This is a genomic window from Mycobacterium sp., assembly GCF_049683935.1.
GTDB lineage: Bacteria > Actinomycetota > Actinomycetes > Mycobacteriales > Mycobacteriaceae > Mycobacterium.
In genome coordinates this window covers 1-7288 of record NZ_JBAUJR010000516.1, presented here as the reverse complement: position 1 = coordinate 7288, position 7288 = coordinate 1, and the positions used below count along the sequence as shown (strand labels likewise).

Here is a 7288-nt window from a genome sequence, read left to right as displayed (position 1 = left end):
GGCCAGGGCTTCGCGGACCCGATCGGCTTCGTCGCGACCCAGCGTGGAGTGCGCGCTGCGGGTGCGGCCGTCGAGCTCGACCAAGGCTTCGATGATCCGCTTGCTGGTGGTGCCCAGGACTCTGGCCAGCGAATGCACTCTCAGTCGCTCAGGCGACGGTGCAGCCTTCGCTTCACCGGAGGGGTCCGCGACATGCTCGGTCCCTTCCGGGAGGTCGTGGGTCGAAGCTTGCAAGTTCTCATTGTCGGCCACGTATTCTCCTCAAGCCCCCGGGCGCGTCATGTTGCTGACGCGGCCACGCGAGGGCTTCGTTTTTGTGTCCGGGTTAACTACTCCCGAACTTGTTATGGTCTCGCCCCGAGTGATCCACGAGGGAACGGTCTCGGTGCCGGTCTGAATGATGGCTGGACGGTCGGCGCCACGCCGCGGGTTGCGGAGGTCGCACTCGTCGAAGTCTTCATCCGGGTAGCCAACCTTGGGTTGTAAGGCAGGTCACCCGCGCCCAGTATCCCACATCCCGACGCGCGGACCGATCAGGCTGGGTCGAAACGCTCCGCCGCGTCCTACTGGGCGGGGAACCAGAGCTCGATCTCACGGACCGCCGAATCGGGCGAATCGGAGCCGTGGACGAGGTTGTACTGCGTCTCCAACCCCAGGTCACCGCGGATGGTGCCGGGGGTTGCCTTCTCCACCGGATCGGTCCCGCCGGCCAGCTGCCGGAACGCCGCGACGGCCCGGGGACCTTCGAGGATCGCCGCCACCACCGGACCCGAGGTGATGAACTCCAACAGCGACGGGAAGAACGGCTTGCCCTCGTGCTCGGCGTAATGCGCACGGGCCAGTTCGTCGCTGACGTTCTTCAGCTCCAGGGCCGCCACGGTGAGGCCTTTGCCCTCGATTCGGCTGAGGATCTCTCCGATGAGGCGGCGCTCGACACCGTCGGGCTTGATCAATACGAGGGTTCGCTCAGTCACGGCCGACAGCCTATCTGCCCCAGTGGACGAGTCCGCGATCAGATCTCGTCGCCCTGCGGCTGCTGCCCGGGGAGAAGGCCGCGCTTCTGCCGGCGGAGCACCTCCGCGCGCAGGTACGCGATGAGCAGCCAGACAACGGTGAACAGCAGGCCGATGAAGCCGACGCCGGGATAGATCACCCAGCCGGCGATCAACACCACCTGAACGCCCAGATTCGCCCAGATCGCCCAGGGCCGTCCCTGGATACCGGCCATCAGCACCAGCAGCACGGCGAAACCGACGACAAAGGCCGTCGACCCGAGGGACAACCCGCCGCCGACGGCGTTCACGACCGGCAGCGCGAGCAACACGACGATGGCTTCCAGAATCAGCGTTCCCGCCATCACCCCGCGGAAGCTCTTCCACGGGTCGTGAGGCTGCGTCGGCTCAGTCACGCCGGGTCCTTTCCGAACAACGTTCGAGCCGCTCCGGCGGTGACCACCGATCCGGTGATCACGACGCCGACCCCGCTCATACCGCCGTCACCCTCGTTGCCGGATTCCTCGACGAGCGCAGTCGCGGTCTCGATGGCGTCGGCCAACGTGTTCGTGGTGATGACACGCTCCGGGCCGAACCGTTGCTCGGCCTTCAGCGCCAACGACGGCACGTCCAGCGCCCGCGGTGATCCGTTGTGCGTGACGATGATCTGGTCGAGCACCGGTTCGAGCGCGGCCAGGATTCCGTCGGTGTCCTTGTCGGCCATGACGGAGACGACACCGACGACGAACCGGAAGTCGAACTCCTCCCCCAGCGCCTGGGCCAGCGCGGCGGCCCCCGCAGGGTTGTGTGCCGCATCGATGAAAACCGTTGGCGCACTGCGCATCCGCTCCAGCCGGCCGGGCGAGGTGACGGCCGCGAAGCCAGCCCGCACCGCGTCGATGTCGAGTTGGCGGTCCGCGCCGGCCCCGAAGAACGCCTCGACGGCGGCGAGAGCGAGCGCAGCGTTGTGGGCTTGATGTTCGCCGTGCAGCGGCAGGAAGACATCGGAGTACACCCCGGCGAGCCCCTGGAGTTCGAGCACCTGCCCACCGACGGCCACCTGCCTGCCGAGCACCGCGAACTCCGAGTCCTCGCGGGCCACCGCGGCGTCGGCGCGCACCGTCTGCGCCAGGAGCACCTCCATGGCTTCCTGCGGCTGGCGGCCGAGCACGGCGACGGTGTCGGTGGGGACGAGATCATCGGACTGCCGGGTGATGATCCCGGCCTTCTCCCCCGCGATGTCGGTGATGGTCTCGCCGAGGTAGTCGACGTGATCGATGCCGATCGGGGTGATCACCACAACCGGCGCGTTGATCACGTTGGTGGCGTCCCATCGGCCGCCGAGGCCGACTTCGACGACCGCCACGTCGATGGGGGCGTCGGCGAAGGCGGCGAAGGCCATGGCGGTGACGACCTCGAACTTGCTCATCGCCGGACCGCCGGCTGCCTGCGACTGCTGGTCGACCAGTTCGACGAACGGCTCGATCTCCCGGTAGGTGTCGACGTAGGTGGCCGGGCTCACCGGCCTGCCGTCGATGGAGATGCGTTCCACCGCCGACTGCAGGTGCGGGCTGGTGGTGCGGCCGGTGCGCCGGGCCAGTGCGGTCAGCAGCGCGTCGACCATCCTGGCCACCGACGTCTTGCCGTTGGTCCCTCCGATATGAATCGACGGATAACCGAGTTGGGGCGAACCCAGCATCTCCATCAGCGACGAGATCCGGGCCGTGCTGGGTTCGAGTTTGGTCTCCGGCCAGCGCTGATCGAGCAGGTGCTCGACCTGGAGCAACGACGCGATCTCGTCCGGGGTGGGTTCGGGCTCGACGGTCATTGCGGCAGCGACTCGAGCCTGGCGGTGATGCGCTCCACTTCTTCGCCGGCCACCTGCTGGCGGGCCCGGATCTTGTCGACGACCTCCGTGGGTGCCTTCGCCAGGAATCCCTCGTTGCCGAGCTTGCCCGCGGTGCCTGCGAGTTCCTTGCGCGCAGCGGCCAGGTCCTTCTCCAGCCGACGTCGTTCGGCAGCCAGGTCGACGGTGCCCGACGTGTCCAGTTCGACGACCACGGTGCCGGACGACAGTCGGACTTCCAGCGAGGCCGACGGGGTGAAGCCGTCACCCGGCGGGGTCAACCACGCCAGCGCCGTCACCGCGGGAACGTGCGTATCGAGTCCGGCGGCGGTGACGTCGGCGAGCCGGGCAGGCACCTTCTGCCGGTCACCGAGGCCCTGGTCGCTGCGGAACCGACGCACTTCGGTGATGAGCTTCTGCATATCGGCAACCCGTTGTGCGGCAGCATGATCCACGTCGAATCCCGAGGCGGTCGGCCAGGCGGCGATGACGAGAGACTCGCCACCGGTCAGCGTCTTCCACAACACCTCGGTCACGAACGGCATCACCGGGTGCAGCACCTTGAGCAGGGTGTCCAGGACAGCGGCAAGCACCGCTGTAGTCCGAGCGGTGTGCGCTTCCTCTTGCCCCAATTGAACTTTGGCCAGTTCGACGTACCAGTCGCAGAACTCGTCCCACGCGAAGTGATAGAGCGCTTCACACGCCCTGCTGAATTCGTAGCTGTCCAGTGCCGAATCCACCTCGGCACGAACCTCTTCGAGTCGGCCCAGTATCCAGCGGTCGGCGTCGGTGAGCTCGTCGGCGGGTGGCAGCGGCGCCGGGGCAGCCCCGTTGAGTAGCGCGAACCGGGTCGCGTTGAACAGTTTCGTGGCGAAGTTCCGCGACGCCCGGGCGTGATCCTCGCCGATGGACAGGTCACCACCGGGGCTTGCCCCGCGGGCCAGGGTGAACCGCAGCGCGTCTGCACCGAACTGCTCGACCCAGTCGAGCGGGTCGATCCCGTTGCCCTTCGACTTGCTCATCTTTCGGCCGAACTCGTCGCGGATCAGCCCGTGCAGGAACACATTCTTGAAGGGAACCTGCGGTTCACGGGCGCCATCTCCGGTGATCGCAGGATCGTCGGCCACGAAGGTGCCGAACATCATCATCCGGGCCACCCAGAAGAACAGGATGTCGTAGCCGGTCACCAGGACCGTCGTCGGATAGAACTTCGCCAGGTCGTCGGTGTGATCCGGCCAACCCATCGTGGAGAACGGCCACAGTGCCGAACTGAACCACGTGTCCAGCACGTCGGGATCCTGCTCCCAGCCCTCCGGCGGCGTCTCGTCCGGTCCCACACACACGGTTTCACCGTTGGGCCCGTGCCAGATCGGGATTCGGTGACCCCACCACAATTGACGCGAGATGCACCAGTCGTGCATGTTGTCGACCCAGCTGAACCAGCGGGGTTCCAGGCTGGCCGGGTGGATCACGGTGTCGCCGTTGCGGACCGCGTCGCCGGCCGCCTTGGCCAGGGATTCGACCTTGACCCACCACTGCAGGCTCAGGCGCGGCTCGATCGGCTCGCCGCTGCGTTCGGAGTGCCCCACACTGTGCAGATAGGGCCGCTTCTCGGCGACGATGCGACCCTGCTCGGCCAACGCTTCACGGACCGCCACGCGACCTTCGAACCGGTCCATTCCGTCGAATCGGGTTCCGGTGTCGACGATCCGGCCTTTGGTATCGAGCATCGACGGCATCGGCAGCTGGTGCCGCAGGCCTATCTCGAAGTCGTTCGGGTCATGCGCCGGGGTGACTTTGACTGCGCCAGTGCCGAACTCGGGATCGACGTGGTGGTCGGCGACGACGATAATCTGCCGGTCCAGGAACGGGTGAGGCAGCGTCGTGCCGACGAGGTGGCGGTAGCGGTCGTCGTCGGGGTGCACGGCGATCGCGGTGTCGGCGAGCATCGTCTCCAGGCGGGTGGTCGCCACCACGATGTGCGGCTCGCCATCCTCCATCGAGCCGTACCGGAACGACACCAGTTCGCCCTCGACGTCCTCGTACTTGACCTCGAGGTCGGAGATCGCCGTCTCCAGCACCGGCGACCAGTTGACCAGCCGCTCGGCCTGGTAGATCAGCCCGGCATCGAAGAGCCTTTTGAAGATCGTCCGCACAGCACGCGACAGCCCGTCGTCCATGGTGAACCGGTCGCGGCTCCAGTCGACGCCGTCACCGAGTCGGCGCATCTGGCCGCCGATGGTGCCGCCGGACTCGCGCTTCCAGTCCCACACCTTGTCGACGAACAGTTCACGGCCGAAGTCCTCTTTGGTCTTGCCGTCGACGGCGAGCTGCTTCTCCACCACCGACTGGGTGGCGATGCCTGCGTGGTCCATCCCCGGCAACCAGAGAACCTCGTAGCCCTGCATGCGCTTGCGCCGGGTCAGCGCGTCCATCAGCGTGTGGTCGAGCGCGTGCCCCATGTGCAGGTTGCCGGTGACGTTGGGCGGCGGCAACACGATCGAGTAGGGGGGCTTGCTGCTGCGGGGATCGGCACCGAAGTAGCCGGCGTCGACCCAACCCTCGTACAGGGCGCTCTCCACCGCCCCGGGGTCCCACGATTTGGGCAGGGCTTGAAGGCTTGGGCCCCCGTCGAGGCCGCTGCTGGCAGTGGGTTGGGAATCGGCGGTCACCGAGCCATTCTAGGAAGACGCCGCGAGCGGGTCACCGCCGCCCGACGCGGCGCTACTTCTTCCCGCCGAGTAGTCCACCCAGGATGTCGCCGATTCCGCCGCTCTTGTTGCCGCCGAGAACGCTGCCCAGGATGCTGCCCAGCGGATTGTCACCGCCACCACCCCCTGCGCCACCGCCGCCGCCACCCAGGATGCTGCCGAGGATGTCACCGATTCCGCCGCCGCCCTGCGCCTGAGGTTCGGCCGCTGCCGTGCCTCCGGTGAGTTGCTTGCCGATGTAGGCGAGCACGATCGGGGCCAGGATCGGCAGCAGCTTCTGAATCAGATCGCTGTTGCCGGCGCCGCCGCCGGCCAACGCCGATGCGACCTGACCGGTGTCGTTGCCACCGAAGATCTTCGAGATCGCCTTCGAGCCGTCCGCCTCGTCGACCTGATCAACGCTCACCCCACCGTCGAGGAGCCCGCTGGCCGCGTGGTTGTTGGCCGCCGAGGCGATGTTGTTCGCGGCGGCGGGATCATGTGCATTCTGCTGAAGGCCACCCACGAGGACCGGTACCAGCGTCTTGACCGCGCTGTTCACCTCCGCCTCATCGACGCCGAACCTGCTGGCGATCTGCTGAGTGGGAATCTGAGCGAAGAGTTCATCGAGGCCGGCCATCACATCCACCTTCATCGCTGGAAACGCGTGTCGTGCCTGACACTAAACCCCGATCGCCTGCCCTGGCAGGCGTTCGGTCAGGCCAGCGACGACACGTCCAGCGACACCCCCGCCGCGGGGAACCGGGCGAGCAGCGCGTCACCCATCGCAGCAGCGGGTGTCAGCACTCCATGAAGGTCAGAGAGCTGGTCGCGGTCCATCGCGAGCGCCAGGCCGCTCTCCCCCAGCAGCACCGACGTCGCCTTGTAGCCCGGGTCGCCCCGCTGCGACATCCGGGCCATGTAGCGTGCACCGGTCGTCGTGGTCGTGTAGGTCTCGACGGTGTAGTGCCCCTGCTCCCGGGCCTGCTCGCTGGGCCCGCTTCCGGCCTTGGGCAGGACCCGCTCGAGCAGACGTTCCGGCACCCGGTCGAGGAACCGGCCACCGAGTGTCATCGTCGCGACGTTGCCCCCGGTCGCCATCGCCGCGGCCACCGGCGCGACCACCGATCTGCCCAGGCTCATCTGCTCGGCGTACTCGAACCGCTTGCCGTAGGCGTAGTCGAGCAGCGCGTTGCTGCGCCGGACGATGCGGGTGTTGGGAAGCGCCATCGCGAACGCACCGACCCAGTAACCGTCGAGTTCGGGGGCGATGTCGCGGCCGCGTCGAAACCGGGCGTCGGGTTGGCCCCCGAGTTCGGGTTCCGCGGAACGGTCGGGCGTCAGGGTGTACGGGTCGTTGAGCAGTCGGCGCGCCTCGGGATCTTTGGAGGCCTCCCGGAACAGGTTCGTCATCGACGCGATCGTGCCGCCGGAGAGTCCGCCGGCGAAACGCCGGACCACGTAGTTGGTGTCACCGAGCTGTCCGGCACCGTCCCGTTCGGCCCGGCGGTGCAGTGCGAACACGGTCAGATCCGAAGGGATGGAGTCGAACCCGCACGCGTGCACGATGCGCGCACCGGTGTCGACGGCCTGCTTGTGGTGCAGGTCGATGCATTCGCGGACGAACAGCGGTTCGCCGGTCAGGTCGGCGTAGTCGGTGCCGGCGGCCGCACACGCCGCAACCAGGGGAAGGCCGTAGCGCAGGTAGGGCCCGACCGTGCTGATCACGACCCGGGTGCTGGCCGCCATCGCGTTCAGTG

At 67.5% G+C, this 7288-nt stretch carries 7 protein-coding genes; all 7 read right to left on the bottom strand.

Annotated features, from left to right (window positions below; translation table 11 throughout):
• Positions 1-252, bottom strand: a 252-nt coding sequence (locus tag WA965_RS29255; RefSeq protein WP_526448302.1) for a translation initiation factor IF-2 N-terminal domain-containing protein, incomplete at its 3' end; no start/stop codon positions are given.
• A 311-nt stretch (positions 253-563) separates the two neighbouring features.
• Complete coding sequence (gene ndk, locus WA965_RS29250; protein ID WP_526300938.1) at positions 564-974, bottom strand: nucleoside-diphosphate kinase; 411 nt, start codon at positions 972-974, stop codon at positions 564-566.
• 38 nt (positions 975-1012) lie between these two features.
• Positions 1013-1357 (bottom strand): DUF4233 domain-containing protein, encoded by a 345-nt coding sequence (locus tag WA965_RS29245; protein WP_526300944.1) that lies wholly within the window; start codon positions 1355-1357, stop codon positions 1013-1015.
• Between the two features lie 47 nt (positions 1358-1404).
• Positions 1405-2820 carry a bifunctional tetrahydrofolate synthase/dihydrofolate synthase gene (folC, locus tag WA965_RS29240; protein WP_526300936.1) on the bottom strand — a complete coding sequence of 472 codons (1416 nt, stop codon included), beginning with the start codon at positions 2818-2820 and terminating at the stop codon, positions 1405-1407.
• Positions 2817-5510 (bottom strand): valine--tRNA ligase, encoded by a 2694-nt coding sequence (locus WA965_RS29235; RefSeq protein ID WP_526448301.1) that lies wholly within the window; start codon positions 5508-5510, stop codon positions 2817-2819. Before WA965_RS29235 ends, folC begins: the two co-directional genes overlap by 4 nt.
• Positions 5511-5562: 52 nt before the next feature.
• The gene (locus WA965_RS29230) at positions 5563-6168 is read right to left on the bottom strand and encodes a DUF937 domain-containing protein (RefSeq protein WP_526300932.1); all 606 of its coding nucleotides are present in this window, start codon (positions 6166-6168) and stop codon (positions 5563-5565) included.
• Between the two features lie 77 nt (positions 6169-6245).
• On the bottom strand, positions 6246-7288 hold a 1043-nt coding region (locus WA965_RS29225; protein WP_526448300.1), incomplete at its 5' end, for a saccharopine dehydrogenase family protein.